Source organism: Methylobacterium nodulans ORS 2060 (assembly GCF_000022085.1).
In the GTDB taxonomy this organism is placed as follows: Bacteria; Pseudomonadota; Alphaproteobacteria; order Rhizobiales; family Beijerinckiaceae; genus Methylobacterium; species Methylobacterium nodulans.
This window is the reverse complement of the sequence record NC_011892.1, coordinates 219,554-244,234: the sequence shown is the minus strand read 5'-3', so window position 1 is coordinate 244,234 and position 24,681 is coordinate 219,554. Positions and strand designations below refer to the sequence as shown.

At 64.8% G+C, this 24,681-nt stretch carries 15 protein-coding genes and 8 pseudogenes; 11 read left to right on the top strand and 12 right to left on the bottom strand.

Features of this window, described 5'->3' with window-relative positions:
• Positions 1–232 precede the first annotated feature (232 nt).
• A complete protein-coding gene (locus tag MNOD_RS37425; RefSeq protein ID WP_015934148.1) occupies positions 233–1,141 on the bottom strand; it encodes a LysR family transcriptional regulator in 909 nt (302 codons plus the stop codon).
• A 148-nt stretch (positions 1,142–1,289) separates the two neighbouring features.
• Between MNOD_RS37425 and MNOD_RS37420 the strand changes: the two genes are divergently transcribed.
• The 4 genes and pseudogenes from MNOD_RS37420 to MNOD_RS37405 form a co-directional block, all read left to right on the top strand.
• Complete coding sequence (locus tag MNOD_RS37420; protein ID WP_015934147.1) at positions 1,290–1,907, top strand: glutathione S-transferase family protein; 618 nt, start codon at positions 1,290–1,292, stop codon at positions 1,905–1,907.
• Between the two features lie 113 nt (positions 1,908–2,020).
• A complete protein-coding gene (locus MNOD_RS37415; RefSeq protein ID WP_083786735.1) occupies positions 2,021–2,860 on the top strand; it encodes a pyridoxamine 5'-phosphate oxidase family protein in 840 nt (279 codons plus the stop codon).
• Between the two features lie 1,000 nt (positions 2,861–3,860).
• A pseudogene (locus tag MNOD_RS49670) lies at positions 3,861–4,319 on the top strand (ISAs1 family transposase); the annotation flags it as partial.
• A 535-nt stretch (positions 4,320–4,854) separates the two neighbouring features.
• Positions 4,855–6,244, top strand: a pseudogene (locus MNOD_RS37405) (Tn3 family transposase); the annotation flags it as partial.
• On the opposite strand, the pseudogene MNOD_RS44835 reads toward MNOD_RS37405, so the two are convergent.
• The 7 genes and pseudogenes from MNOD_RS44835 to MNOD_RS37380 form a co-directional block, all read right to left on the bottom strand.
• A pseudogene (locus MNOD_RS44835) lies at positions 6,237–6,557 on the bottom strand (recombinase family protein); the annotation flags it as partial. The pseudogenes MNOD_RS37405 and MNOD_RS44835 sit on opposite strands and share 8 nt — an antisense overlap.
• 81 nt (positions 6,558–6,638) lie before the next feature.
• Positions 6,639–7,518 (bottom strand): annotated as a pseudogene (locus MNOD_RS45890) (transposase).
• Positions 7,519–7,742: 224 nt separating this feature from the next.
• Positions 7,743–9,077, bottom strand: a complete 1,335-nt coding sequence (locus MNOD_RS37395; protein ID WP_012631034.1) for an IS1182-like element ISMno38 family transposase — start codon at positions 9,075–9,077, stop codon at positions 7,743–7,745.
• 284 nt (positions 9,078–9,361) lie between these two features.
• Positions 9,362–10,663, bottom strand: a complete 1,302-nt coding sequence (locus MNOD_RS37390) for an HAD family hydrolase (RefSeq protein ID WP_015934144.1) — start codon at positions 10,661–10,663, stop codon at positions 9,362–9,364.
• A gap of 107 nt (positions 10,664–10,770) precedes the next feature.
• Entirely contained in the window at positions 10,771–12,144 is a 1,374-nt protein-coding gene (gene eat / locus MNOD_RS37385) for an ethanolamine permease (RefSeq protein WP_015934143.1), read from the bottom strand.
• A 63-nt stretch (positions 12,145–12,207) separates the two neighbouring features.
• Positions 12,208–13,011, bottom strand: coding sequence for an ethanolamine ammonia-lyase subunit EutC (gene eutC, locus MNOD_RS44830; RefSeq protein WP_015934142.1), 804 nt, complete (start codon positions 13,009–13,011; stop codon positions 12,208–12,210).
• Positions 13,008–14,405: an ethanolamine ammonia-lyase subunit EutB gene (locus tag MNOD_RS37380; RefSeq protein ID WP_015934141.1), complete on the bottom strand. Its 1,398-nt coding sequence runs from the start codon at positions 14,403–14,405 to the stop codon at positions 13,008–13,010. Before MNOD_RS37380 ends, eutC begins: the two co-directional genes overlap by 4 nt.
• Positions 14,406–14,645: 240 nt before the next feature.
• Here MNOD_RS37380 and qhpR point away from each other — a divergent pair, with 240 nt between their 5' ends.
• Both qhpR and MNOD_RS47555 read left to right on the top strand, forming a co-directional pair.
• Complete coding sequence (gene qhpR / locus MNOD_RS44825) at positions 14,646–15,674, top strand: AraC-like transcriptional regulator QhpR (RefSeq protein WP_015934140.1); 1,029 nt, start codon at positions 14,646–14,648, stop codon at positions 15,672–15,674.
• Positions 15,675–15,911: 237 nt separating this feature from the next.
• Positions 15,912–16,127 (top strand): annotated as a pseudogene (locus MNOD_RS47555) (IS630 family transposase); the annotation flags it as partial.
• Between the two features lie 200 nt (positions 16,128–16,327).
• Here the strand turns inward: MNOD_RS47555 and MNOD_RS37370 are convergent.
• A pseudogene (locus MNOD_RS37370) lies at positions 16,328–16,879 on the bottom strand (transposase family protein); the annotation flags it as partial.
• Between the two features lie 2 nt (positions 16,880–16,881).
• On the opposite strand from MNOD_RS37370, the pseudogene MNOD_RS47550 reads away from it, so the two are divergent.
• Positions 16,882–17,133, top strand: a pseudogene (locus MNOD_RS47550) (integrase core domain-containing protein); the annotation flags it as partial.
• Between the two features lie 744 nt (positions 17,134–17,877).
• On the opposite strand, the pseudogene MNOD_RS49665 reads toward MNOD_RS47550, so the two are convergent.
• The 3 genes and pseudogenes from MNOD_RS49665 to MNOD_RS37355 all read right to left on the bottom strand — a co-directional run.
• Positions 17,878–18,059, bottom strand: a pseudogene (locus tag MNOD_RS49665) (hypothetical protein); the annotation flags it as partial.
• 101 nt (positions 18,060–18,160) lie between these two features.
• Positions 18,161–19,102, bottom strand: coding sequence for a 4-hydroxy-tetrahydrodipicolinate synthase (dapA, locus tag MNOD_RS37360; protein ID WP_015934137.1), 942 nt, complete (start codon positions 19,100–19,102; stop codon positions 18,161–18,163).
• Positions 19,103–19,119: 17 nt separating this feature from the next.
• Positions 19,120–20,562 (bottom strand): FAD-binding oxidoreductase, encoded by a 1,443-nt coding sequence (locus tag MNOD_RS37355; protein WP_015934136.1) that lies wholly within the window; start codon positions 20,560–20,562, stop codon positions 19,120–19,122.
• 253 nt (positions 20,563–20,815) lie between these two features.
• Here MNOD_RS37355 and MNOD_RS37350 point away from each other — a divergent pair, with 253 nt between their 5' ends.
• From MNOD_RS37350 to MNOD_RS37335, 4 genes are read left to right on the top strand one after another with little or no spacing between them, the layout of a single operon-like run.
• Complete coding sequence (locus MNOD_RS37350) at positions 20,816–21,901, top strand: ABC transporter ATP-binding protein (RefSeq protein WP_244424867.1); 1,086 nt, start codon at positions 20,816–20,818, stop codon at positions 21,899–21,901.
• On the top strand, positions 21,885–22,751 hold the full coding sequence (locus tag MNOD_RS37345; protein WP_015934134.1) for an ABC transporter permease: 867 nt from the start codon (positions 21,885–21,887) through the stop codon (positions 22,749–22,751). Before MNOD_RS37350 ends, MNOD_RS37345 begins: the two co-directional genes overlap by 17 nt.
• On the top strand, positions 22,748–23,569 hold the full coding sequence (locus MNOD_RS37340; protein ID WP_015934133.1) for an ABC transporter permease: 822 nt from the start codon (positions 22,748–22,750) through the stop codon (positions 23,567–23,569). Before MNOD_RS37345 ends, MNOD_RS37340 begins: the two co-directional genes overlap by 4 nt.
• Positions 23,570–23,620: 51 nt before the next feature.
• Positions 23,621–24,661, top strand: a complete 1,041-nt coding sequence (locus tag MNOD_RS37335) for an ABC transporter substrate-binding protein (RefSeq protein ID WP_015934132.1) — start codon at positions 23,621–23,623, stop codon at positions 24,659–24,661.
• Positions 24,662–24,681 lie beyond the last annotated feature (20 nt).

The following is a 24,681-nucleotide window of genomic DNA, read 5'->3' as shown; positions in this document are numbered from 1 at the left end:
GCTCAATCCCCATCGCTCGGTCGGCACGCGCAGTTCGTTGTTCCGCGGTTTCTTCCTCGGAGGCTTTCGGACGCCGGCCCTCCGCAGCGTCAGATCCGGGCCGGCGTCCGAAACCCTTCACAGAAGCGGACATTGGCCAGAGCAGATCTGAACGTCGGTAGTTCAGTCCAAGCCGAACGTCCGCGACCTGCGGCTGGCTCTCCCTACAAAGCGATGCTGTAAGCCGCTGAGCCTACGGATTATCTGCGTTGATCATCGGATTGGCGCGGAGCCGCTGCACGGCCAGATCGATGAACGCGCGCACTTTGGCTGGCGCCCGCCTGCCATCGGAACTCACGACATGGATCGGCATCGCCTCCTCCTCTTGATCGTCAAACACGGTCCGGAGACGGCCTTCGGCCAAGGCGGGCGCGACTTGGTAAGATAGAAGGCGCACGATCCCGTGTCCGTCGATCGCGGCCGCGAGCGCCGCATCGATCGTGGTGCAGATCAGCCGAGGACGAACCGTCACAGCTGTCCGCCTCCCACCACCGAACCGCCACTCGGCCAAGCCTCCGACGCTCGTTGAGCCGATGACGGCGTGATCGTGCAAATCGCGAGGTTCTTTCGGTGCCCCATACCGATCGAGATAGCTCGGTGCGGCGCAGACGACCCGACGGACTGTGCCGACCCGGGTGGCCGTCAGACCTGAATCGGCCAGGTGCCCGATTCGTACTCCGACATCCGCGCCTTCCTCGACCATGTTGATCACCCGGTCGACGAACAGCGCGCGTGCCGTGACAGCGGAGTAGCGCGAGAGATACTCGGTGATGACGGGTAGCACGTAGATGCGACCGAACTGGACCGGAGCGGTGACTGTCAGCAGGCCGGAGGGCGTCGCGTAAGATCCCGCTGCGGCGGCTTCCGCCTCCTCGATGTCTGCAAGGATGCGGCGGCAATCCTCCAGGTAGCGACCGCCCGCCTCCGTGAGCTTCACCGACCGCGTTGTGCGCGTCAGCAGGCGGGTCCCGATCAGATCCTCGAGTGCCGCGACCGCGCGGGTCACCGCGGGCGGGCTCATGTTGAGCTGACGCGCGGCTCCAGAAAAGCCGCCGCTATCGGCCACCCGCACAAAGATCCTCATTGCCTGCCAGCGATCCATGGCAATGCCTCTCAGCCCAGTCGCTGCGGAGCCATTTATTCCATTTCGAGCAATAGTCGATTGCCAAATATGCCGGTTCACACGGTGTGGAATAACAGTTTCCCTCTCGCCACGGTCGACATCGCCGCCCTGTACGAGGAGAACCGCCGTGAAGCTCTACCACCGCTCGCTATCCGGGCACGCCCACCGGGCGCGCCTGTTCCTCTCCCTCGTCGGCGCACCTTGCGAGATCGTCGAGGTGGATCTCGCCAAGGGCGAGCACAAATCGCCGGATTTCCTGAAGCTTAACCCATTCGGCCAAGTGCCCGTCCTCGAAGACGAAGGGACGGTCATCCCGGACTCGAACGCCATCCTGGTCTATATGGCAAAGAAGCTCGGCCGTACCGACTGGCTGCCCGACGATCCGGTCGGGGCGGCATGCGTGCAGCGCTGGCTGTCGGTTGCGGCTGGTCAGATCGCCTTCGGCCCGGCTGCCGCCCGCTTGATCACCGTGTTCGGCGCTGCCTTCAACGCCGATGAGGTGATCGCCCGCGCCCACGCGATCCTCAAGCTCATCGATGCCGAACTCGCCGCGCGTTCCTGGATCGCCGCCGACCGCCCAACCATCGCGGACGTCGCGCTCTACAGCTACATTGCTGCGGCGCCTGAAGGAAACGTCGACCTGTCTCCTTACGCAAACATCCGCGCTTGGCTCGGCCGCATCGAGGCACTGCCCGGTTTCACGCCCTTCACGAAGACGGCAGCCGGTCTGAACGCAGTCGCCTGAGCCTCAGTCCCTTCTAGGAGCATATCATCGTGAGGACGGCCGAGCCCTGCCCAGCCGCGCCCTGGCACGAGGGTGAGATTGCGATCCAGAACAGCCTCGGCGTCGCCGAGCGCATGGAGGGGCTCGGTCATCGGGTGATCCGCGATCACCTGATCGAGCAGCACCAGAGCTTCTATCCGCAACTCCCGTTCGTGGTGCTGGGGGCAGTGGATGCGAGTGGCGCTGTGTGGGCAACGCTGCGAGCCGGCAAGCCAGGCTTCCTCCATGCGCCCGACCCGTTCCACCTCCGAGTGGAGGCGGCGCGCGATCCCACCGATCCTGCCGATGCTGGCATAAACGACGGTGCGGCGGTCGCGCTGCTTGGCATTGAACTCGCGACGCGGCGCCGAAACCGTCTGAACGGAACGGTCCGAGATAGCGGACCCGACGGGTTCGCGATCGAGGTCGAGGAGAGCTACGGCAACTGCCCGCGATACATCCAGCCACGCCGCAGCACCTTCGTGCCCGACTCAGGGGTTATTGCGGCAGCCCCTGCGGTGTCGAGCCACCTCGACGATCGCGCCCAAGAGATCATCGCGGGGGCCGATACCTTCTTCGTCGCCACCTACGTGGAACGGGACGGCGGGCATCGGCAGGTCGATGTCTCGCACCGTGGTGGTCGTCCCGGCTTCGTACGGATCGGCAGTGACGGCGTCCTCACGATCCCAGACTTCTCCGGCAACCGGTTCTTCAACACGCTCGGGAACATGGTGGTGAACCCGCGCGCCGGGCTCGTCTTTGTGGACTTCGCGACCGGCAACCTTCTGCAGATGACAGGCCAGGCAGAGGTCATCCTAGAAGCGCCTGAGGTTGCGGCCTTTGAGGGCGCCGAGCGCCTGTGGCGGTTCCGGCCGGAGACGATCGTGTTCCGCGCCAAGACCCTTCCGCTGCGCTTCTCGCTCGTCAAGGGGTAGAGGTTTCAGGAGCCGCGGCGCGGCATATCAGTGGCCCCTGTCCAAGGCTGTGCGCCCCTGATCCGTGATGCGCAGGTCACGTGCCTCAGGCCGTACTCCACCCAGCCCTGCGCGACCGCATTGGACGCCAGCATTGCGATGTCGCCGAGACCGCGTGATCGAAGCTCTGCGAGCGGTACCCACTCGCCGGCCTGCGAAAGGATCACCAGCAGTGCTCGTTCACGTGGGTTCATGCCGTCCTCGCCAGCATGGTCGCGGTCCTCACCGCCTCCAGGCGATCTAGCGCCCGAACTCCCAGACGGGGATCCTGAAGCCGCTGGAACCATTGCGGGCCGCCGCGCGATAGGCCGCAGACACGGGTCCTTCTTCCAGCGCCGGCCGGGTCCTCCTACCCCGAGCCGGCGCTCCTTTGCGCGGGAAGGGAACCGCGGGCTCTGCCTGACAGCGGCTAGTCGGGAACATGGCTCGGGGTCGCGCGATTGACCCGCGACGCAGAGCACTTCCTTCGACGCCGGCCGGGACTCCCGAGCCGGCCTCTTTTTACCCGGCAGGTGCGGGCAGAGCCCTTGGAACGCCCCCTCAAGCCCCGCCCGCAGCCCGCCGCCAAGAGGAGGCACGGCGACGAGCCGGCGCAAGGTTAGCACAGTCCAGCGATGCGCCCGCGAGGCCCCGCCGGAGGCCGGTCAACTGGCCCTCGACAGGCGGCCGGTTCCAGGCCCGCGCGAGATCTTCGGGGGACTGTCCGGAGGGACCGTAACGCGTTCCAGAGTAGGGGATTATGCGAATGGGACCGCCCTCGCGCCAGGGCAATCGCATGAACTCTGACGGGCGCCCGGCGCTGGCGGTGATGGCGTCAGATGGCGCGCTTCCGGCAGGAGGCGCGCCATGATCGAGGGCTTGGTCGAGCCGTTCGCGACGCGGGAGGATCCACGCCGCCCCGGCAAGATCGAGCACCGGCTGGGGGACATCCTGGTGATCGCGGTCTGCGCTCGGGGCCGAGGCCGAGCCGTTCGAGGACAGCGCTCTCTCCGGCCGCTGCACGGAGGCGTGGCTGCGCGGCGTCCTGGAGCTGCCCGGCGGCATCCCCTCGCACGACACGGTTCGCCGCGTGGTCATGCTGATCGACCCGGACGGGTTCGAGCGCGGCTGCCTGGCCTGGGGGCGAGGAGCGTTCCGGTCCGATGCGGACAGTGCAGCCGCCGGACCTGAACAGGTCGCCGTGGATGGCAAGGTGATCCGTCGGTCCTTCGACCGCGGCCGCTCGCCCTTGCACCTGGTCAGCGCCGACGCGACCGGACGCGGGCTGGTGCTGGCCCAGCGCGCCGTGGACCAGAAAGGCGGTGAGCCCGCGGCCGTGCTGGAGGGGCTGCAGCTTGACGGCTGCCGGGCCTGGACGCGCGCTCGTGTCGGCGCGAGGTGGCCAGCCAGATTCTGGCACGCGGGGCCGCCTACCTGCTGACGCTCAAGGCCAATCAGGGCAAGGTCCACGAACGAGGTCCGGGCCTGGTGTGCCGCGCACGCCTTCGCCCGCGGGGCCGTCCGGCGGCCCTGTTCCGACGCGTGCGACGACACCCCTGGTCGTCTGGTACGCCGGCGCGTCTTCGCCTGTCGGGACGTGAGCTGCTTGGCCACGCTGCGCACCTGGCCGGGGCTGACGACGGTGCTCGCGACCGAGACCCTCCGCGGCGGGAATGGCACCGACAGCGTGCCGGCGCAGGTCCGCCACTCCCTCGGCAGCTCGACCGCGCCGTCCGAGGTGCTGGCCCAGGCGATCCGGCGCCACGGGGCCCTCGCGACCGGCGAGCCCTGGGTCTTGGAGGTGAGCTTCGGCGAGGAGCGCAGCCGCGTGCGCGAGCGCTGTGCGGCGCGCCACCTCGCGCTCCTGCGCCGCGTCGCCCTTGATCGACCGCGGCCTGGGACGACGCCGACATGGCCCAGCTGCTCACAGGGTAACTCGTCTCATGCGTTTGCCCTGGGCCGGACCCGAGGGCTTCGACGCCCGCGCCTACGAGGTCGCGGTCCTGGTGCATCTGCGCGACCGGCTGCGGGCAGGCGACGTCTGGGTGGAGGGCAGCCGCGCCCATCGCACCTTCGACGACTACCTTCTGCCCCGGCCCACCTTTGCCGTGATGCGCACCGAGGGCCGGCTCGGGCTCGCGGGTGCCGGACAGCTTCGCGGCGTGGCAGGCCGAGCGCGCTGCGAGCCTCGAACAGAAACTGAGCGCTCTGAGCGCCGCTGCTGCCAAGAATGAGTTGCCCGACGCTGCCATCAACGCGGACGGGCTCACCGTGTCGCCGGTCCGCCGCGAGGAGCAGGACCAAGCCAAGGCTCTCTCGTCGCGGCTCTACAATCTCATGCCGCGCGTGCGCATCACGGACCTGCTCGCGGAGGTGAACGCCTGGACCGGGTTTGCGAACCGCTTCACGCACTTCCGCACGGGCGAGCCCGCCGCGGCCGAGGAGCCGGCGCTAATGGGCGCAATTCTGGCGGACGCCACGAACCTCGGCCTCAACCGCATGGCCGAGAGCTCGCGCGGCGTGACGATCCACCAGCTCAACCTGGTGATCGAGCGGCACGTCCGTCCGGAGACCTACGCGGCGGGCGTGGCCGCGATCGTCGATGCTCAGCACGCCGAGCCCCTGTCGGCGATCTGGGGCGTGGGCGACACGTCCTCGTCGGACGGGCAGTTCTTCCCGGCGGGTGGTCGGGGCGAGGCCGCGGCCGACTACAACGCCCGCCACGGCTCGGAACCGGGCGCGGTGTTCTACGGCTTCATCTCGGACCGCTTCGCCTCGTTCTACTCCAAGGTCATCCCGGCCGCGGCGAGCCAGGCGCCCCACGTGCTCGATGGGCTCCTGCACAACGAGAGCGCGGTCGCAATCGGGGAGCACGCGACCGACACGGCTGGCGCCGTCGAGAGCGTCTTCGCGCTGTTCCACCTCTTCGGCTACCGCTTCGCGCCCCGCATCCGGGATCTGGGCGAGCGCAAGCTGTTCGTCATCGACAAGGGGGCCGACTACGGCGTGCTCGCGCCCATGATCGGCGGTGCGGTCGACCTGGCGCTCGTCGAGGAGAACTGGGGAGAGGTGCTGCGGCTTGCCGCCTCGATCCGCGCCGGCACGGTGCCGCCGTCGGTGATCTTGCGCAAGATTGCGGCCTTCCCGCGCCAGAATGCACTCAACAAGGCGCTGCGGGAGATCGGCCGCGTCGAGCGCTCGATCTTCATGGCCGACTGGGTGATGGACATCGAACTGCGGCGGCGCTCGCACGCCAACCTCAACAAGGGGGAGAGCCGGCACGCCCTGGCGCGGGCGGTGTTCTTCCACCGCCTGGGTGAGCTGCGCGACCGCACGGCCGAGGCCATGGCCTATCGCGCGTCGGGGTGTCGATCGACGCGCCTTCGCCGGCCAGTACCTTCAGACCAATGTTCCGCTTCGTCAAGTCATCGACCAGATTGACGAGATGGCGCAGATCGCGGCCGAGCCGGTCCAGCTTCCACACGACGAGTGCATCACCTGCACGCATCGCTTTCAGGCAAGCATCGAGGCCGGGCCGGTTGTCGCGGCGGCCGGATGCTGCATCCTCATAGATATGTTCGGGCAGAACGCCGGTCTTGATCAGCCCGTCCCGCTGAAGGTCATGAAGCTGGCTGCCATCGGCTTTCGACACTCGCGCATATCCGATCAGTGCTGTCATTTATACGGTCAATGGCGAGCGGGATGTCGGCGTGGGTGGTCTTGCGGATAGGCTTGCCGTCGTCCTAGTCGCCCGCTTCAGTCAGCTTGAAGGGTATAGGTGCTTGAGTTTGAGGCGAGCTATGGCTGTTGTGAAGTGCCAGTTGGCCTTGGCGTGATTGGCATTTCGCTCCTGGTCCCAGGCGGCGACTTCGTCGATGAGGGTTTGCTTGTCGGGGATGCGGCGGTCGAGGCACTGGGATGATCGGATGCCGAGTTCGGACGCCGCCCGATCGAGCCAACTGCCGTGCTTCGGCGTGTAGTGCCACTCGAAGCGTTCGACCAGGCGCCTGGCCTCGGCAGCGGGAAAGGCCTCGTAGAGTGACGCCTTGCTGTGGATGTTGAGCTTGTCCTGGACCAGACCGATGGTCCGGGCACGAGGGAAGCGGATATCGGCCAGATCTTGCAAGACCTGGGCATAATCCACCGCGGTATGGCGATCGGTGACCTTGACATGGCGCCAGCCCTCGAGTGGGGCAAACATCATGAACAGATTGGCGGTGCCGTTGCGCGCGTACTCATGGTCGAAGCGGGCCGGGCGGCCTGGCTCCATCGGGATCGCGGGGCCGCGTGTACACGGCCAGCACGTCTTCCATCGCCGCTACGAACGCGCTGTTGGCCTTCGGTGGAATAACCCAGCATGGCCGTCGATGCGGCTTGAGAGCGTTGTTTTAAGCGTCCGCCCGATCGTCGAGTCGCTGGCGCGATCGACAATGCCGAGGTCCACGACCTTGCTCTCCAACAGCCGCAAGGCCCTCTTCCACCACCTGCTTGCGCACCCGGTAAACCATCGAAGCGCTGGTCTCCAGAGCCTCGATGATCCGGCTGTCGCGCCAGCCTTCACCGGCTTCCGAGACAGCGGCCTTCAACAAGATCCCAGCCTTCAGCAGCCTTTGCGCCGGGCTCTTTCCCTTCCTGAGCAGGGCCTCGAGCTGCTCGCGCTCATCGGCGCTTCATCGCACCACCTAGCGCTTTACCGAAATCTCCTTCGCAGCCATGCTTCCCTCCGCCGCCACCGTGGCGATAAAAGCGACGCACCAGATCCTTCAAATTGGTTGAAGCGAGCGACTAGGAGCCCGTCCGAGTAACGGTTTGATGCGTTGGGACTAAGGTTGAGATCTGGGCGGATGGCTCCTGCGCCACAGGCTCAGCGCGCGGCCTGCGCCAGCTTCAGGAGGTTATGGGCGGTGCAGATCATCGCCCACTCGCCGCGGACCTGATCGAGCCCACGTAGCAGGAACTGTCGGAAGCCTCTGGCCTGCTTGATCTGCCCGAACACCGGCTCGACGACCTGCTTCCTGAGACGGTAACGGCTCCGGCGCCCAGCCCGCTTCAGGCGGACGGCCATCGCGCTCATCAGGGGCATCTTCGTCAGCCTCCGGCGACCTGCTGCATCCGCCTCGCCGTGACGGGCACGGCCCGGAGCGAGATAGGCTGTGATCCGTCGCTCCTGCAGCGCGGCCAGGTTCGCCTCGGTGGCAAAGCCGGCATCTCCGGAGACCTCCCGCGGCTTGCGCCCGAGATGGGTGCAGACGCCGTCGACGAGCGGCACGAGAGCGCGCGAGTCGGCGGGGTTCGTCACGAGCCGATGCGCGACGATCACCTGATGGGCCGCATCAACCGCAATCTGGCCGTTGTAGCCCTGCACGAACCCGTCGCGCGTGGGCAGGATGCGGCTGTCCGGGTCGGTGAAGTTGCGCTGCGCCCGGTCGGGCGGACCGCCGTCCTCGCCCCGCAAGGGCCGACCTTGCCAGCGCATGCCCGACGAGGCCCCCGGCCCGTCCTCGTCCTCCGGATCGGGCGGATCGGCAGCCTCTGCCTCCAACGCGGCCTTGGCGGCGCGGATCGTCTCCAGCCGCCGCTGCTTGTCGGCCATCCAGGCCGGTGTCTCGTCGCCACGATGGTCGGTCCCATGAGCCCGATCCTCCGCCGCGTCGGCCTCGCGCGCTTGATCCAGCCAAGCCTCGACCTCGGCGGCCAGCGTCGACTCGGCCGCCTTCATCCGGCCGTAGCTCATCGCCTTGTGGCGCGAGGCGTTGGCCTTCAGCTTGGTGCCGTCCACCGCCACGTGGGCAAAGCCGACCAGCCCGGCCGCCCGGCACAGCCGCAGCACCTGCACGAACAGGTCCGAGAGCGCCGTCAGATGCCGCTTGCGGAAGTCAGCGATGGTGCGGAAGTCGGGCCGGTTCAGGCCGGTCACGGCCATGAAGTCAACCCGCTCCTCGCAGGCGCGGGCGAGCTGACGCGACGAGTACAGACCGCGGCTGTAGCCGTAGAGGAGCAGGGCCACCATCATGCCGGGATGGTAGGGCGGGTAGCCGCGCTCCTCGGTGTAGGTGTCGAGAATGGCTGAGAGGTCGAGCGCCTCGCGCACCGTATCGCGCACGAAGTGCGCCATGTGCCCGGGCGGCACGAACTCATGCAGCGAGGGTGGCAGCAGCCAGCCCTGATCGACGTCCCAGGAGCGAAACACCTTGGCCATGAGCCGAGTGAATCATCCCAAAGCGCCGCCGTCGAGGTACTTACTCGGACGGGCTCCTAGGGCAATGTTGATGCGGCGACGGCCTCGGACGGGTAGCGGGTGAAGGCGTCGATGCCGACGGTGCGACTGGTCAGTCTTCCCCCTACGAGTTCCGTACTGGAGGCGAAGAGTGCCACGATCCGCAGCGTCGGCGTCGGCGTCGGTGTCGGCAGGACGACCTCACACCCGGGAACGTCCGTCAAACATTTCGCCGCACCTTTGGCACGCCAATCCGGTTGCAGCAATTACGCAAGCAACTGAGGCTCCGTCTTGCCGTACTTGATGCTACTTTCTTGCGGTCGCCAATTCCCAGTTGTTTCCTGCCGGCCCTGAAGCAGAAAGCGGGGTGCCTCCGCATGGAGAGTATCAGCGGCAGCCTTGGACAGTTCGCCGATTTTGCCCTTCTTCATCCGGTTGACAATGAGGCCAACCCGTGTATCCGCAAAGTCGCGCAACATGTCGTAATCTCCATCACTATCGCCCGCAACAAGGATCGGACCATAGCCTTTCTTGGACACCAATTCCCGCTTGATGACGGCGGTCTTTCCTGGCCCCCAATTCAATGGCCATCCTTTGCGATAAGCATTTTTAAAAACATCTCCTTCTTGCTCTAAACGTAATCCGAGAACATGGCTCCGCTGAATATTGTATCCATATTTCGGAAATGTTGCAAATACAGCCACTACATCTTCTAACGATGCGGTGCTAACGTAGACATCGATGCCATTGCGTTGGAGTGTATCCATCAGCCCACCCACCTCAGTGCACAGCCGGATGCCGTGGAAATGGCTGACGCTCACGACACCGGCTCTGCCGGCCCGGTCGACCGGGCTGGTGTACTTTGTCCGCACTAGTGCTGCCCCCAGCGCGGCGTCGTTGGAAGCTTCGGCGAGACGTGACACGTCCGGCACAGTCATGTTAGTGAGCAGGTATATCACCCATGGATAGCCGATGTCAACGCCATGAGTATCGTTGACTGCCTCGTATAGAAAGTACAGCTTGGCTCTAAAATCTTCGAAATGCGCCGTTTTAACAATGTCAGCGAGCGGTTGGGATCCGGACAACCCCTTGTAGGCTCCGTGCAACCACATGTAATCTGCATCGAGGTCGGCACAGATCGCATCGAGGTCGACGGTCGTGCCGGCGGCGTTCTTGTAATCGTCAGAAAATTTTCCTGGCGGGACGTTCTGGCGAATAATCTCAGCGAATTCGGCTGGAGTGAGCTTGAAGGACAGCGTGTTGATCTGATACATCAACAGCGCTTCCTGGCAGTCATTCATGATGCTGGTGTTGTCCCAGTCGAACACTGCATAGGGCCGGCGACCGGGATTGTAGTTTGGTGAAGTGTTACCGTGCTCCGCGATCAGCCGCGACACGGCAGCATGGTTGCGGGGCGCCCACTTCGCCCGATCAAGTCCGACCTTTTCATCGGCCTGCCCTGTGGCTCGGGCGGTCGTCATTGCGGCTCCGGCTGCCGTCGTCGCCAGCATTAGGCCGCCCAGGAAGCCTCGGCGTCTCACGGAGGTTTGTCGAGGGGCGTTGGTCATATCGTTGCTCCTAAAGGATAGAACAAGGGGAAGGAAGTGGCGCGCCTCAGACCAGCCGGAACTTTTGCAGGACGAGGACGTCGTCCTGCCGACGGATAAAGCGGAACTCACAGAGATGCGCTGCCATCGGCGAGTTTATCTTCTCCGCTTTGACGCGCGATTAGACTCGCAGCCACGGCCAGCGCCATGATGATGAAGAAAAAGATGAAGATCAGCGGATTGTAAACCACCAAGGCGAGGAAACAGACTGTGGCAAGAATGAGTGCGAAGGCTGGGGCATAAGGATAGAGAGGCGCCCGGTAGGGCCGGGCGAGGTTCGGTTCGGTGCGGCGGAGCCGGAACAGTGCGGCCATGCTGACGATGTACATCGTCAGGGCGCCGAAGACCGCCATCGTCACGATGCTGGCGGTGAGCGACTGGCCGGCGATGCTGACGAGATTATCGCTGTAGATCGCTGCGATGCCGACCGCGCCGCCGGCTAGGGTCGCGAGATGCGGCGTCTGGAAGCGCGGATGCAGCCGGGCGAAGACGTGGGGTAGAAAGCCAGCCCGGGCAAGAGCGAAGATCTGGCGTCCATACCCCATAATGATGCCGTGGAAGGAGGCGACAAGGCCGAACAGGCCGAGCCAGACCAGCATATGCAGCCAACCACTCGAATCGCCGACGACGCGCTTCATCGCCTGTGGTAGCGGGTCATTGAGGTTGCTCAGCACACGCCAGTCTCCGGCGCCTCCGGCGAACAGCATGACGCCGAACGCAAGTGCGGTCAGGGTCAGGACGCCCGTGATATATGCTACCGGGATCGTCCGCTTGGGATCTTTCGCCTCCTCGGCCGCCATAGCGACACCTTCGATGGCGAGAAAGAACCAGATCGCAAAGGGAATTGCCGCAAATATCCCGCCGATTGCGGCTGGGCCGAAGGTGTCCTGCCCGGCCCAACCACCAGCGGTGAAGTTGGAGACACTGAAAGCGGGTGCGACGACGTTCATGAAGATGAGGAGCTCTCCGACCGCTAGGATCGTCACCACCAACTCGAAAGTCGCGGCGATTTGCACTCCAATGATGTTGAGCGCCATGAAGACAAGATAGGCGCCCAGCGCAGCGTGCTTGGGGTCAAGGCTTGGATACTGCACGTTCAGATAGGCGCCAATGGCGAGCGCAATCGCCGGTGGCGCGAACACGAACTCGACCAGTGTCGCAAATCCCGCGACGGCGCCACCGGCATCGCCAAACGCACGCAGGGCATATGCAAAGGGGCCGCCCGCTTGCGGGATCGCCGTCGTGAGCTCGGTGAAGCTGAAGATAAAGGTGACGTACATCAACGCCACTGCCAGAGTAGTCACAAGAAAGCCCAGGGTGCCAGCCTGGGCCCAGCCGTAGCTCCAGCCGAAATACTCGCCTGAAATTACCAAGCCAACAGCAATTCCCCAAAGATGGAACGCGTTAAGACCCTTGTGTAACTTGACGTCGGTGCCAGACATGTTTGTACCCCCCTACTGATTTGTTAATCATCATTGAGCGATTATTTCCGAACGCCTTCCATGTCAAGACGAGGAAAGTTTAGGTGCGCCGGCGCCGCTTTCTAAGATGGACGGCATGTCGTCCTTCAGCGCCACGCCGGAATACTGGCGGCGCAGCGCCTCGCGGGCGAGCCAGCCGAGCTTGCAGGCGGCCTGAGTCGAGGACAGGCCGCCGTTGGGATGAATATTGGAGATGCAGTTCCGCTCAGAGTCCTGCCGGCCGGGACGTGGTCCAAAAGTGAGATAGATCCCAATGCTGTCTGACACTGTCAGGCCGGGTCGCTCGCCGATGATCATCACGCAAAGGCGCGCTCCGAGACGAGCAGCGATATCGTCGCCGAGTGCGACGCGTCCCTGCACCGCGAGAACAATCGGTCCGATGTCCCAGTCGGCTAGTTCGGTGGCACAGGCATGAACAAGAGGAGCAGCATGCGCTTGAATGCCCGTGGCAGACAGTCCGTCGGCGACGACGAAAACAATGTCCGCAGGTTTCAGACCCTCAAAGGCTGTGAGGCTCTCGGGGCTAAGCACTCGGCCAAGGTCTGGACGCCGCAGGTAGGTACCGCGATCGGGCACATTGCTGGCGACAGCAATAGTCCGCAGCGGCTGCAGCGCCCGCGTGAGAGCAGCCACGTCAAGAGGTTCGTGGACGGCATCACGCGCCAGGGCGTGGGCGTACTGAAAATCAAGCACGCCACGTGTGGGGATGGCGTTGCCGCTGCGCCCAAGGCCAATGCGTGCAGGCGTTACGCCACGCAGTGCAGCCCATGGATCTGCAATGGATCTCCCCGAGGAAGGCGGAGCAGGCTCTTTGACTGGCTTGTTCATGCCGCCCGCCCATCGATGAGCCGCCCCATAAAGCGCGCTTCGAGCTGCGTTTGATTGCGGGCGGCGGTCCTCCCGTCGTTTACACCCATCTCTTGGAGCCACGCCTCGAATTCAGGGGCCGCGCGAACCCCCAGCAACGAGCGGAGGTAGAGAACGTCATGGAACGAAAGGCTTTGATAGTTTAACATTATGTCATCGGAGCCGGGAATTGCGATGAGAAACGTGCATCCGGCGGCCGACAGCAACGTCATAAGGCCATCCATGTCATCTTGATCTGCTTCGGCATGATTGGTGTAACAGACATCACAGCCCATCGGCAGACCAAGCAGCTTGCCACAGAAATGATCTTCTAGTCCTGCACGGGTGATTTGTTTGCCATCATACAAATATTCAGGACCAATGAACCCGACAACAGTGTTCACTAGCAGCGGCGCGAAGGCCCGTGCCACGGCATAGGCGCGGGTTTCGACGGTCTGCTGATCGACGCCGTGATGAGAGCCGGACGAAAGCGCTGAGCCCTGGCCAGTCTCGAAATACATCGCATTTTGCCCAACCGAACCTCGATTAAGACCGCGTGCAGCGTCGTAGGCTTCGTGCAGAACGTTAAGGTCGACTCCGAAGCCACGGTTCGCGGCTTCCGTACCGGCGACCGACTGGAACACGAGATCGACCGGTGCGCCCCGGTTCATGATCTCGATACAATTCGTGACGTGTGTCAGCACGCATGTCTGGGTGGGAATGCGGTACTCCTGACGCACAGCATCCAGCATTTCCATCAAAGCGATGGCATTGGAGACACTGTCCGTTGCGGGGTTGATGCCGATGACGGCATCGCCAACGCCGTAGAGCAGGCCATCGAGCACACTTGCCGCGATGCCGCGTGCGTCGTCTGTGGGATGGTTCGGCTGCAGTCTCGTCGCCAGCCGCCCTCTGAGACCGAGGGTAGTGCGAAACGCGGTCACCACTCGACACTTGCTTGCGACGCTGATCAGATCCTGATTGCGCATCAGCTTCGAGACGGCCGCAACCATCTCGGGCGTAAGACCGGGCGCCAGGGCAGTCAGCGCGGTCTCGTCAGCGGCCTCGGAAAGGAGCCAGTCCCGCAGCCCGCCGACAGTCAGTGACGCCACCGGTGCGAAAGCGTTCCGGTCGTGGCTATCGATGATGAGCCGGGTCACTTCGTCATCCTCATAAGGAACGACTAAGTCCTCCAGAAATGTCATGAGCGGAGTGTCCGCCAGGACGAAGCGCGCAGCCATGCGCACTTTCGAATTCGCGGCAGCGATACCGGCGAGTTCGTCGCCCGACTTGAGTGCTGAGGCGGCTGCGAGGACGGCTTTCAAATCCGCAAACGTATGTCGCTCACCACCTAGCGTGCACTGATAAGTAGCCATGGCCTTATCCTCGCGCCCACGGAAGGCCGAAAGAGAACCGGGAGCACAATCAGCGATTGCAGCGTATCTGGTATGCACATTAGCACCCTCATGGCCGGGAACGGTTGACCGTAGCTGCCGGAAAATTGACAGCTGGCGCCATCGCAGTTCGTTTGTTGACGCCGTGAGGCGCTTGCTCGATGGTACGGCTCCGCGGAACGGCCTGAAAATTGCCTTGGCTGGACCGCTAGGATCGTGGGCATGAGAGCTCCCCTTGGAAATGCCGGGCCGGCAAAGCTCCTATCGGCCGCCGCCACAGGGTTGGTTGGCTTTATTCAGTCTCGCCGTCTCTGCCTGGACAGTGTTCTCGGTAGCGTCGGAGTTGATAGTCGCCACTTGGGTGATCCGCTTGCAAAGCTGGATCTGCGCAAATATTGTGATTTATTGGATCTTGCGGCCCGCAGATCAGGTGATGATAACTTTGGTCTTTCCTTTGGGCAGCAATTCCAGCCTGTCCAGCTCGGCTTGATTGGGTATATTGCGATATCGTCTGACAACGCCCTGCATGCAGCAGAGAATCTGGCTCAATATTTCAGGTATCATCAGCAGTTGACTTCCACAAATCTTAGCTTCTCAGACCCTTTCTATAAACTGACTTATCGCATCGAGGATCCCCGAATATTAAATCGTCATCAAGACGCAGTCCTGACGCTAGGCATGTTCTGCAACGTTTTCAGGCATTGTTCCGGTGCAGACTGGTGTCCAGACGAGCTCCATCTTGAGCATGCCAGAACGGGAAATTGGCGAGATATCGAATCTGCATTTGGTGCGCCGGTGCGCTTTGAGTGTCGCACAAACGCACTCTTGTTCCGTCCGGAACGAGTAGTCAGTCGGATGCCTCAAGCCGATTCCAACCTGTTAAGTCTTCTATGTCGAAACATAATGACACTCGGACTTGAAGTGCAGAGGACGTCTGCTGCGATCAGAACAGAGGGATATATAAGGCAAAATATAGCTGCTGGCAACTTGTCTCTTGAACACGCGAGTCGATCTCTTTCGATATCAAGCAGAACCCTGCAGCGTAAACTTGTAGAAGAAAATATAACTTTTGGATTACTAGTAGAAAATTTTCGTAAATCGGAATCACGCAATAAACTTCTTTCGAGTGAAATGGGAGTTTCGGATATTGCTTATGATTTGGGCTACTCGGAGACCAGCGCATTCGTTCGTGCGTTCACCCGTTGGTACGGAATATCTCCATCGAAATTTCGAAAAATGCACCGCATTTGAAGTGAGTCCCTGCTGCACTTGGAACCGAGCGGGCGCGTCCATGGCCTTAAGTCGGCTGCGCAAGGCGCGCGAGGCGTAGACCGGCACATCCATCGAGACCAAAGCCCATCTCCCCTGGAACTTTCCCCCGCACTCGGTGTGATTCGGCTCGCCGCCCTGTCGCGCGTCACGATTCGCAAACTTTACACCGAGCCTTGTTGGTCGAGCCTCACGCAGGCTGGCGGTGGGGTCCTCGCTCTGAGTCTGTCCTCGGGTTTGAAGCTCGAGGGGGCTGGATTGGCCGCTCCCGTTCCGCTGCGATGGGACTTCGACGCCGAGGCTCTGCGCCGCTTGGCCAGAGCGTCGCATGATCCGGCTCAAACCCGCCGTCTGCTGGCGCTCTCGGCGATCTACGCGGGCAGTTCGCGCTCGCAGGCCGCCGCGCTCGGCGGGATCTGGCTGCAGCCTGCCCGCAGCAGCTGCAACCCCGGGCGCGGCGCCCGGCGGAACGCGTCGGGACCGGCCCGGCGGATGGACGGGGCCATGACACAGAGGCCGGCGAAGCTGCGCACCGGCACTAGTATTACAGTTGCGGCCTACGGCTGACGTGCGCGCGTTGAGCAGCAGCCTGGTGGGCGCGACGCCATGCGGACCAAGCCAGTATGAAGGCCGGCTCAATGCGCCGCTGCGCCAGCCGCATCGCCCCGCGCCGGATCTCTTGGATCGACCAGGGCACCAGAGAGCGTGGCGATGACCGCCGTTTTTGGGGGAGCGCCATTCGCCAGCCGGCGCACCCGGGCCAGCAGGGCAAAGGCCAGCATCACCAGCGAGACGTGCCGGTGCCAGCCATGCCAGGACCGGCTCTCGTTGGGGGCCAAGCCGAGTTCCGTCCTGGCGGTCTCGAAGGCGTCCTCGATGGCCCAGCGCCGGCCCTCCACCGCCACCAGCCTCGCCAGGGGCGCCCCGGCTGGGCACCAAGTCGTGAAGTAGGCCAGAGCCCCATCCGAGAGGCTGCGCCGCACCAGCAATCCGCGCGTCCACAGACTCTCATCGAGGGCTGGATCCAGGGCGCTGGCCGGCAGGGTGGCGAGAGGCAGGTAGGCCCAGTCGCACAGGCGCGCGCCCTTCGTGCCCGCCCCAGCAGACAGGCGGATCCAGTCCGTCTCTGAGAGGCCCTTGGCGATCTCCTCGGCCGTGCCGGCAACCTCGCGTTCCGTGATCCAGGACCAGACGCCACGGCATCGTGATCTCGATGTCCGGCAAGGGCAACTGCTACGATAACGCGAGGGTCGAGAGGTTCTTCAAGACGCTGAAAAGCGAGCTGGTCCGGCGCAGCGCCTTCCAAACGCGAGCCGAGGCGACCGACGCCCTGGCCCGCTCCATCGACGGCTTCTACACTCCCCGCCGGCGCCATGCCGCGCTCGGCTTCGTCAGCCCCGTCCAGGTCGAGAGGCGGTGCACCGGCTCAACCGCTCTCCACTCAACCGAAGCAAGTCCACTGTGTACCGACCTGACGCACGATCCCGAGCAGGTCGTCGCCTGGTTCGTGCGCCGCTGGAGCGTCGAGGTGACCTTCCAAGAGCTGCGGGCACATCTGGGTGTCGAGACCCAGCGACAATGGTCTGACACAGCGATCGCCCGCACCACGCCCTGCCTGTTCGCGCTGGTCTCCAGCGTCACGCTGCTGGCCAGCCGAGTTCCCGCTCGTGCCAGGTGTCAGGTAGTGACGGCGGCATGGTACCTGAAGCCGCGGCCGACCTTCAGTGACCCCTGGCGGTGGTGCGCCGGGTGCTCTGGCGCGAGCAGAGTTTGAGAACGTCACGCCGCCGCGGACACCGAACAAAACGCCGCTTCGCTCTCCCACCACCCTGGGACTACGCCCTCTGCCACGCCGCCTGAAGGGCCAAAGTCGAGCTGAGTGCCGACGGACAGCCGCTGAGCCTCGGGGAAATGGTCGGCAACGCGCCACGTGCTTCCCTGCAGCAGTCATGTTGCCGCCGATACGGGGGTGCCGGGAGCTTAGCTTTGGACGGCAGGGGAGGGAACCCGACGGGTCACATGCCAGCTGACGATGGGCGCTGACCTCAAATCCGGGGTTGTTCGGCAATGCGCCACTTCCGGACCTTCGACTTGTGTCGTTGGGATGCCCGCTGGTCACCGGATAGCAGAGCTATCAAAAGTCATCGTGCCATTCGCATAAGCTTGGCGTATGCGCGTGGCGGACTCATCGAACTCGTAGCGTCGCAGCTTCGTGATCAAGTCCTCGAGTGTCGTATGCAAGGCGCTCGTTCAGTTCGGCGATTAGCGTGACCGCTGCCTCAGCAATAACGTTGCCGACAGGGAAGATCCCGAGGCTCTGGCCTGCCGCAAAGCCGCGAAGTCGCCCGGCGGGATCACGCCGCCTAGGGGGAAAGAGGTGGCCGGAATCTGCGCCGAAGTCGAGATAGGCGAACGCAAGGCGATCACCTTCCGGCCCTGGTCGTGCCCGTCTTGACCCGTGTTGGCGGTCAGGATGCGGGAATGGCGCTTGTCCGCCTCCCCGAAGCAGGTAGTATTTCCCAATTGTCGATGTGGATTTTTAGTTCTTGGCGCAGTTTTTTTATCAGATCAGGTGATGGCTGCTGGAGAGGTGGAAGCATACGCGGCGCATTCACGCCGATTATGTCCATAACAGACTTCATCGGGCCGGGGCTGGTCTCGGCGAAGGCCAGGTTCATGAGGGGGATAAGGCGACGGTGCAGAGCTAACGCCTCCGCCGTGCGGCCGGCCGAGGCCGCCTCGTGAATCGCCCGCCACGCCCTCGGTAGGATGTTCGCCGTCACGATGATGCCGCCTCTGGCGCCTGCCGCGACGTGCAGCGGGTACAGGCTGTCCTCACCGCTGAGGACGGCGAAGTCCGGGTCCACACCGGCCACGACCTGCAGGAAGTGGTACATGTCCGTATTGCACGCCTTCATGCCGATGATGCGCTCGTGGCGCGACAGCTCGTGCGTGACGGCGGGATTGATCGCGATGCGGGTGCGGTAGGGGATCTCGTAGATCAGGATCGGCACCGGCGCGGTGTCCGCGAGGCGCAGGAAGTAGTCGCGGATGCCGGCCTGGGTAGGGTTGGTGTAGTAGGGTGTGAGCACCAGCACTGCGTCGATGCCGACATCGGCGAATTCCCGGGTGGCCTGGAGCGCGTCGTGGTAGCCCGTGTCAAGGACGCCGGCGATCACGGGGCCCTGGCCGTTCATGGCTTCGACCGAGAGGCGGGCGGTCCGGATGCGCTCGGCCCGTGCGAGCGCGCCGTACTCGCCGGTGCCGCCGAGGGGGACGATCCCGTCGATCCCCTGCTTCAGGAGCCAGGCGAAGAGCGCCTTCAGTGCGCCCTCGTCCACGGTGTCGTCGTCGCGCACGGGTGTCGGGATGGCGGGCAGGATGCCGCGAAGGGCGTTCGCCGTCAGCATGATGGGGTATCCGATCGTCAGGAGTGCGAGGCAGAAGTCGGCGCGGTGGCGCGAAGCGGCAGGAGTCGGCCGGAATTGAAGAGGTCGCTTGGATCGAAGGCCTGCTTGATCGCCCGCATCATGGCGAGTTCCACCGGGGGCTTGTAGCGAGCCATCTCCGGCAGGTGGGTCGCGCCGACCCCGTGCTCGGCGCTGAAGGTGCCGCCGAGGGCCATCGCTGCGTCGTCGACCGCGTGGCGGATGCGCTGCACGATCGCCTCACGCTCGGCGAGCACCTCCCATGCGGCGAAGCTGAAGAACGGTATGAAATGGACGTTGCCGTCGCCCAGGTGGGCGACGACCAGCACCGTCAAGCCCGGGATGATGGCGCGCACGGCCGCCGTAGCCGATGCGATGAACGCGGGCACCGCGGAGATTGGCACGGCCGTGTCCGAGGTCAGACTGACGCCTTCCTTCTTGTTCGCTTCAGACACCCCATGCCGGACGGCCCAGAGCGCCTCGCGCTGCGCCTCGCTCGCACCGACGACGGCGTCCGTCACGAGGCCGCGGTCGAGCGCATCCTCCAGAACCGCCTGCATCGCAGCATCGAGGGAGGCCTCGTTGCCCGTGTCGGCGAGTTCGACGAGGACGTGCCATCCGCCCCCCGTCACGGGGATGCGGCGCCCCGGCACGTGCTTCACGACGAGGGCCGCTTGGCTGTCATTGATCATCTCGAAGGCCGAGAGCCGCGACCCGCAGGACGCGCGGAAGAGGCTAAGCGCCTCGATCGCCGCCTGCGGCTCGGCCACGGACAGCCACGCCACTGAGCGGGCGGTCGGCAGCGGATGGAGCTTGAGCACCGCGCCGGTGATGAGACCCAGCGTGCCCTCCGAGCCGATGAAGAGGTGCTTGAGGTCGTAGCCGGTGTTGTTCTTGCGCAGGGCCGTAAGGCCGTCCCAGATCGTCCCGTCGGGCAGCACCACCTCGAGGCCGAGCACGTTGTCGCGGGTATTGCCGTATCTCAGCACGCCGGTGCCGCCCGCATTCGTGGCGATGGTACCGCCAACCTGGCAGGAACCCTCGGCGCCGAGGCTCACGGCATAAAGCCGGCCGTGCTCGGCCGCCGTCGCCTGCACGGTCGCGAGCACGCATCCGGCATCCACCGTGATCGTGTCGTTGACGGGATCGATGGCGCGGATGCGGCGGAGCCGCTGCAGCCCGACGATGACCGGCCGCGGACCGCCGCTCGGGGGGACGGCACCACCGCAGAGGCTGGTGTTGCCGCCCTGAGGCAGCACCGGCGTCCCGGTCCTGGCACAGAGCCTGACGACCTCGGCTGCCTGCTCGGGCGTGGCGGGCAACACCACGCACAGCGCCTCACCCTGGGAGAGGCCGCGCCAGTCCTCCACGAACGGCGCCATGTCTGCTGCGGACGAGAGGATGCCAGACGCACCGACGATAGCCGCCAACTTCTCGAGCATCTGACACCCCCGATGAGTCGCCGCGCCTGGTCGCGGCTGAAAGGTCGACCTCCGCCACGGTCGAACGACAACGCCGGCTGCGGCGCGGCCAGCAGCCTTACGGCGATTAAGTCTCGGGAAAATTTTTCTTTCAAGATAATTATTCTCTTTACAGAAGAAAAAATCGGCGCACGATCAGGGGTAGCGAGGGGGATCGGCGATGCGGGCAGACGGCATAGCGCCTAACGGTGCGGCAGGATTGCAGGTCGATGCCGTGACGAAGGCATTCGGCGGCGTCGTCGCCCTTCAACCCTGCTCCTTCACCGTGCCGGCCGGCGCGATGTGCGCACTCCTCGGGCCGTCCGGCTGCGGCAAGACCACGACCCTGCGCATCGTCGCGGGCTTCGAGTTGCCGAACAGCGGTCGCGTGCTCATCGGCGGCGAGGACAAGACCTACGCACCGCCGCAGCGCCGCCGCCTCGGGATGGTGTTCCAGAGCTACGCGCTGTTTCCCCACATGACCGTGGCCCAGAACGTCGCTTTCGGGCTGCGGATGGCGGGTCTGCCTCGGGCCGAGATCGAGGAGCGGACGCGGCGGATGCTCGATGTCATCCGCCTGCCCCAGTTCGCCGACCGGCATCCCGCCCAGCTCTCGGGCGGGCAGCAGCAGCGGGTCGCCCTGGCGCGTGCGCTGGTGACGGAGCCCTCCGTCCTGCTCCTCGACGAGCCCCTCGGCGCCCTCGACAAGAGCCTGCGCGAGCAGATGCAGTTCGAGATCCGGCAGCTCCAGCAGCGCCTCGGCATCACGACGCTCATCGTGACCCACGACCAGGAGGAGGCTCTGACCATGAGCGACCTCATCGTGGTGATGAGCAAGGGCCGCATCCTCCAGGTCGGCACGCCGACGGAGGTCTACGAGCGGCCGAAGAGCCGCTTCGTCTCGGAGTTCCTGGGAACGTCGAACATCCTCGCCTGCCGCGTCCGGTCGCAGGACAGCGGGGGGGCCGTGCGGGTGGGTGTCGCGGGACTTACCCCGGAGGCGGCGTTCACGGCGTGGTCCAGGCACCCGCCCGGCGCCGACGCGGAGGTTCTGGTCGCCATCCGCCCCGAGCACATCCACATGGCACCCAGCAGCGGCCACGAGGGCATCACGGGATTCGTGGACGGCCAGATCACCGGGCACGTCTTTCGCGGCGCGACCCATGTCTACCAGGTGGCGGTGCCAGGTCTCGAGGTTCCGTTCATCGTCTACCAGCAGGTCACCGGACCGATGGCCGACGTGGCCCTGCCGCTCGGGACGCCGGTGGCGCTCACCTGGCCCGAGGGAGCCGCGAGGGTCGTCGATGCAACCGCTCATTAAGGCCCAGGCATGGCGGCGCCGGCTGTCGAGCCTGCTCGCCCTTCTGCCCGCCCTGACCTTCCTGATCCTGTTCTTCGCGGTGCCGCTCGCCGAGAACGCGGTCCGCAGCGTCGCCGTGCCGACGGCGGAGGGAACGCGGATCTCCGGCGAATACTACGCCCGCCTGTTCACCGATCCCTACTACCTCGGCATCCTGGCTCAAACCGTATGGGTGAGCTTCGAGGCGACGCTGATCTGCGTGGTGATCGGCTTCCCGATTGCCTACTACCTGGTACGGCACGGGGGCCGCTGGACCAGCCTGCTGATCTTCCTCCTGGTCGCCCCGCTCCTGACCTCGATCATCATGCGCACCTTCGGGTGGAGCGTGATCCTGGCCCGCAACGGCGTCCTCAACGTCGTCCTCCTCGATCTCGGCCTGATCGAGCGTCCCCTCCGCCTGCTGCAGGGGCCGGCCTCGGTCATCATCGGGCTCGTGCACGTGCTCGTGCCCTTCATGGTGATCTCGATCGCCGCCGTCCTGCGCGGCATCGACCGGCAACTGGAGGAGGGAGCGCAGATCCTCGGCGCCGGCCGCCTGCGCACCTTCTGGGAGGTCACGCTGCCGCTCAGCCTCGACGGCATCGCCACCGGCTCGATCGTCGTGTTCATGCTGGCGAATGGCAGCTTCCTGACGATGCTGCTCCTGGGCGGCGGCAGCGTGGTGACACTACCGCTGCTGATCTACCAGCAGTTCCTGCTCGTGCAGAATCTCGGCTTCGCCTCGGCGATGGGGAACGTCCTCCTCGCCCTCGCGGTGGCCTCTCTCTTCCTGCAGCTGCGTCTGCTCCGGCGCCGGGGGACGAGAGCATGATAAGCCTTCCGCTCCTGCGACGCCTCGAGCGCGTCCTGCCGCAAACCGTCCTCACGGCCTTCGTCGTCCTCTTCTTCGTCTTCCTCCTGGCGCCGATCGTCTTCGTGGTCCTCGTGTCGTTCTCGGATGCAGCCTTCGTTCAGTTTCCCGTGCAGAGCTACTCGCTGCGCTGGTACTATCGCCTGCTGGAATACACGCCCTTCCTGACCTCGCTGCTGTTCAGCCTGAAGCTCGCGGTCCTCGCCGCGCTGGCGGCGGCGCTGCTCGGCGTCCCGGCGGCCCTGGTACTGGCGCGCAGCGGCACGGCAACGGCGGATGCCGTCTCGACCTTCCTGCTCTCGCCGATCTCCATCCCGATGATCCTGCTCGGCGTGGCGCTCCTCTTCAACCTGTCGTCGCTGGGGCTCGGCATCTCCTTCACGTCGCTGCTCATCGGCCACACGGTCGTGTCGCTGCCTTACGTCGTGCGCACCGTCGTCGCCGTCTACCGGGGCATTGGGCGGGAATATGAGGAGGGCGCAGCCATCCTGGGCGCCAGCCGGTGGCAGATCTTCCGGTACATCACGCTGCCGCTCATCAGCTCCGGGATCTTCAGCGGCATGCTGTTCTCGATCCTGATCTCCCTCGACAATCTCTCGCTCTCGCTCTTCTTCACCAGCGCGCAGACCAACACCCTGCCGGTGGTGATGCTGAGCTACCTGCAGAACCAGTTCGACCCGGCGATCGCGGCCATCGGTACGGTGCAGATGCTGATCGCGTTCCTCGCCCTCCTGCTCATCGATCGGACCGTCGGTCTCAAGCACATGAGCTCAACCTGACGCGGGCTCGGCCTGCCCGCTTCCTCTCAGACCGACCCTGGAGACCAGACCGTGCCCACACTCACACGCACACGATCCGTCGCAGCCAGTCTCGTAGCGGTCACGGCCGTCGCGTCAGGCCAGGCGCGCGCCGCCGACCTGACCGTCACCGCCTTCGGCGGCGTCTGGGAGAAGTCGCTGCGCACCTGCTACATCGAACCGTTCCAGAAGCAGACGGGCAAGACGGTTGACGTCGTGCTCGGCACCGGTCCGCAATACGTCGCGCAGATCTCCGCCAACCCGCAGAAGCCGCCGATCGACGTCCTGCTCCACCTCATCGACAGTGCCGAGGATGCCAAGAACAAGGGACTCGTCGAGACGATTGATCCGGCCAAGGTGCCGAACCTCGCCGACGTCCCCGAGCCGTTCAAGCGGATCGCGGGCGGGACCGCCGTCGCCACCCATTACGGGGCGGCGGGACTCGCCTACAACGCCGACAGGATCAAGAACCCGCCCAAGACCTGGGCCGAGTTCATCGACCGCACCATCAAGGGCGACTGGCAGGCGAGCCTGCCCGGGATCAACGTCGCCAGCACCACGCCGACGGCGGTGATCTGGAACTTCAACGACGTCCTGGGCGGCAAGGGGGCCGACGTCGCGCCGGCGGTCGCGAAGCTCAAGGCGATGCGCGACAGCGGCAATATCGTCTTCTGGAACGACGTGAACCAGTTCCTCACCCAGATGCAGTCGGGCGAGGCGGAGATCGGCATCTACTGGGACGGCCGGGCCTGGGCCGCGAAGGATGGCGGCTTCAAGGCCCTCAACTTCGTCTATCCCGAGCCGGGCGGCGTCGTGAGTCCGACGGTGGTGCAGAAGGTCAAGAACGGCTCTCCGCTCGCCTGGGACTTCATCAACTTCCTGTTCGCGCCGGACCGCCAGTCCTGCTGGGCCGCCGCCATCCAATATCCCGTCGTGAACACCAAGGCGGAATACAAGCCGGAGCAGAAGGCCCGCATGCCGTCCTGGCAGAGCGTGCGCTGGCCGCCCTTCGCCGAGATCCTCGCGAACAACGCGCAGTGGGTCGAGACCTGGAACAAGCAGATCGGACGCTGACGCCCGCGCCGCAGCCGGCC

Coding starts and splice junctions, on each gene's coding strand:
- MNOD_RS37425 (WP_015934148.1), bottom strand. CDS start 1,141: ATGGATCGCTGGCAGGCAATGAGGATCTTTGTGCGGGTGGCCGATAGC.
- MNOD_RS37415 (WP_083786735.1), top strand. CDS start 2,021: ATGGAGGGGCTCGGTCATCGGGTGATCCGCGATCACCTGATCGAGCAG.
- MNOD_RS37395 (WP_012631034.1), bottom strand. CDS start 9,077: ATGGCCAAGGTGTTTCGCTCCTGGGACGTCGATCAGGGCTGGCTGCTG.
- MNOD_RS37390 (WP_015934144.1), bottom strand. CDS start 10,663: ATGACCAACGCCCCTCGACAAACCTCCGTGAGACGCCGAGGCTTCCTG.
- eat (WP_015934143.1), bottom strand. CDS start 12,144: ATGTCTGGCACCGACGTCAAGTTACACAAGGGTCTTAACGCGTTCCAT.
- eutC (WP_015934142.1), bottom strand. CDS start 13,011: ATGAACAAGCCAGTCAAAGAGCCTGCTCCGCCTTCCTCGGGGAGATCC.
- MNOD_RS37380 (WP_015934141.1), bottom strand. CDS start 14,405: ATGGCTACTTATCAGTGCACGCTAGGTGGTGAGCGACATACGTTTGCG.
- qhpR (WP_015934140.1), top strand. CDS start 14,646: ATGAGAGCTCCCCTTGGAAATGCCGGGCCGGCAAAGCTCCTATCGGCC.
- dapA (WP_015934137.1), bottom strand. CDS start 19,102: ATGCTGACGGCGAACGCCCTTCGCGGCATCCTGCCCGCCATCCCGACA.
- MNOD_RS37355 (WP_015934136.1), bottom strand. CDS start 20,562: ATGCTCGAGAAGTTGGCGGCTATCGTCGGTGCGTCTGGCATCCTCTCG.
- MNOD_RS37345 (WP_015934134.1), top strand. CDS start 21,885: ATGCAACCGCTCATTAAGGCCCAGGCATGGCGGCGCCGGCTGTCGAGC.
- MNOD_RS37340 (WP_015934133.1), top strand. CDS start 22,748: ATGATAAGCCTTCCGCTCCTGCGACGCCTCGAGCGCGTCCTGCCGCAA.